Source organism: Selenomonadales bacterium (assembly GCA_017442105.1).
Classification (GTDB): Bacteria; Bacillota; Negativicutes; order RGIG982; family RGIG982; genus RGIG982.
The window spans coordinates 1-2,737 of record JAFSAX010000108.1 but is presented as its reverse complement, the minus strand read 5'-3'; the positions used below and the strand labels follow the sequence as shown (position 1 = coordinate 2,737).

Here is a 2,737-nt window from a genome sequence, read left to right as displayed (position 1 = left end):
TTAGTTTTCAAAGAACACTTGCTACCGAAGTAGCTTATTTAGTCTATCACAATGTTTCGTTGATGTCAACTACTTTTTTGTGATCGGCTATTTTGTTGATGCCGTCAACCGACGACTTATTTATAATATCACAATAGAAATATCTCGTCAATACTTTTTTTGAAGTTTTTATTGTATTTTTTAAACAGGATAAAACCTATTGATTTCACCCTGTTTTTCTCTGCTATTCATTTAATTCTTTTATCTGTTCAACATTTTTCAGCTTTCTCTCTATCGTTCGAGATTTGCGCGCTGCCACTTCGATTGACTTGCCCGCTTCTTCCAGTTTCTTTTGTGTTTTGTCTAAGAGGTCGCCAAATTTACCGAACTCTACTTTTACCGTTTCCAATAGGCGCCACACATCGGCACTACACTTTTCAATAGCAAGCGTTCTGAATCCGATCTGCAGACTGTTAAGAAGCGCAGCAAGTGTGGTGGGGCCTGTAATAACGATGCGATGTTGGCGAAGAATATCGTCGCACAACCCGGGCATCCGAAGCACTTCTGCATAAAGGCTTTCGACAGGAAGAAAGAGTATGCCGAATTCCGTTGTATATGGTGCTTGGATATATTTGTCAGCAATCATTTTTGCTTCTTCTTTGATTCGAAGCGCAAGGGCTTTACGGCATTTGTCGATCGTTTCGTTGTTATTTTCTTCATACGCATCTTGCAATCGCTGATAATCTTCTTGCGGGAATTTGGCATCAATAGGAAGCCATACTTGTTCAAGGTCTACATTACGTCCCGGTAGCTTGATGGCAAATTCAACGCGTTCGTTACTGTTGGGCTTGGTTGTTACATTGACAGCGTACTGTTCATTGGTGAGAATTTCGCTTAAGAGTTTTTCCAGCTGTATTTCTCCCCATATCCCGCGTACTTTGATATTGGTCAAAACTCGCTTTAAATCACCTACACCCGCCGCAAGTGTCTGCATCTGTCCGATTCCTTGATGTACGGTTTCCAGTCGCTCGCTGACAAGGCGGAAGCTTTCTCCAAGACGTTTCTCGAGTGTACGATTGAGTTTTTCGTCTACGGTTTCACGAATGGCTTCAAGTTTCATGTTGTTATCAGTCTGTATTTTTTGCAGGTTACGTTCGACTGTTTCGCGGACTTGTTCGAGTTTTCTTTCGTTCATTTCTGTTAGGCTTACCGTTTGTTTGGAAAATATACCGAGTTGTCCCATTTGTGATTGGAAGTTTTCATTCAGGCGCGCTAGTATCATTTCGTTGAAATGACTGGATTGCTGAAAGTTTTCTTCACGAAGATTTTGTATGTTGATGGTGTTTTCTCTTCGATTTTGAATGATTTCGTTAGAGAATGCTTCTTGCAATAATTTGTTTTGCTGTTTGAGTTCTGCGCAAGCTTTCTCGGTACGATTGCATCGATTGATGAGCACGCACATTCCGATTATGATGACGGCTATCCCCAGTAATTGCAGAATTTCAGCCATAGGCATTCTTCACGCCTCCTTTTTTGATCTGTTATATTCGTTTGGATATAAAAGAAAGGACCCCTGTGGAGTCCTTCTCATGTTATAATGTTGCGGCTTTCGATACAAACATTTCGATCCATTCATCATGGAAACCAACTTCGTTGATGAGCTCATGTACCGTGTTGATACGATGCTGATCTAAGAACATCTGTACGCGGTCTTTCAAGATCGCTTTGTTGACATAAAATTCACGTTTATCTTCTTGATCTTCCGGGAACAAGACGGTGTATTCATTGTACCATTCTGTCGACATCGATTCGTAGAGGTTGAGCGGCCATGCAATATGTGCCAAGAATTTGGCATGCTCTACTTCGGCAAGACGAGCTGCAATTTTTTCTCTGTACGCACGAACGTTTTCTTCATATGCAATAAGAATATCTTTTACATTCTGCGCTTCAAGAAGTTTACCAACGATCAGATGACGTAAGTCAAGATACGTTTCTACTTGATATTCCTTCATTTCGTCAAGCGATTGGAAAGAATCTACCCAAGTACGAACAGCTTCGTCCATCGCTGCTTTAGCAGTAACAGGAAGCTGACAATCAAGCGTGAAAAGGCTGTTGGCATCATCATAGATTTTTTGCGTGTCGATGAATCTGTCTTCTTGTTGTAATTTATCAAAACATTCTTGGCAGTAGCCGATCTGATGCAAGTCAACGACTTCATTGGCTTTAAGACTGCCACACGGCAAACCAAGGTCACGACGAATTTCTACTTGCTGAAGGCGAACAGGTTTTGACACATGAACATCGCCGTTGTTGCGCAAGCTGATCTCAATTTCTTTTCCACAGTTATTACAATGGTATATCTTACGCGGCATGGACACATGCAAGTATTCCGGCTCTTTTGGCACAGCAAAGTGGTAATGCACGGTTTCTATAAAAGCATAAGCAAATACGGTTCTTAAGTTTTCTGTTGCAGATTCTACGCGATTCATTTATTCTCTCCCTTTCGTTCATTCAGACTATTCTATTATAAGCGCAATCTGTTTTTCTGTAAATATCCACTATAAACAAAAAAAGCAGATACTCAATGTATCTGCCCTATTCCTCATTCTTAATGGTGCCGAGGACCGGAATCGAACCGGTACGGGTATCTCTACCCGCGGGATTTTAAGTCCCGTGCGTCTGCCAGTTCCGCCACCCCGGCAAGCAATTATAAAATTGGAGGCGACACCCAGATTTGAACTGGGGAATAAAGGTTTTG

At 41.5% G+C, this 2,737-nt stretch carries 2 protein-coding genes and 1 tRNA gene; all 3 read right to left on the bottom strand.

The features are described 5' to 3' along the window. Positions 1-223: 223 nt before the first annotated feature. The 3 genes from rmuC to IJN28_04260 all read right to left on the bottom strand — a co-directional run bounded on the left by rmuC (position 224) and on the right by IJN28_04260 (position 2,680). On the bottom strand, positions 224-1,489 hold the full coding sequence (gene rmuC / locus IJN28_04270) for a DNA recombination protein RmuC (protein MBQ6712986.1): 1,266 nt from the start codon (positions 1,487-1,489) through the stop codon (positions 224-226). An 82-nt stretch (positions 1,490-1,571) separates the two neighbouring features. Beyond that, entirely contained in the window at positions 1,572-2,468 is an 897-nt protein-coding gene (locus tag IJN28_04265; GenBank protein MBQ6712985.1) for a hypothetical protein, read from the bottom strand. Between the two features lie 123 nt (positions 2,469-2,591). Beyond that, a tRNA-Leu gene (locus tag IJN28_04260) sits at positions 2,592-2,680 on the bottom strand. Positions 2,681-2,737 lie beyond the last annotated feature (57 nt).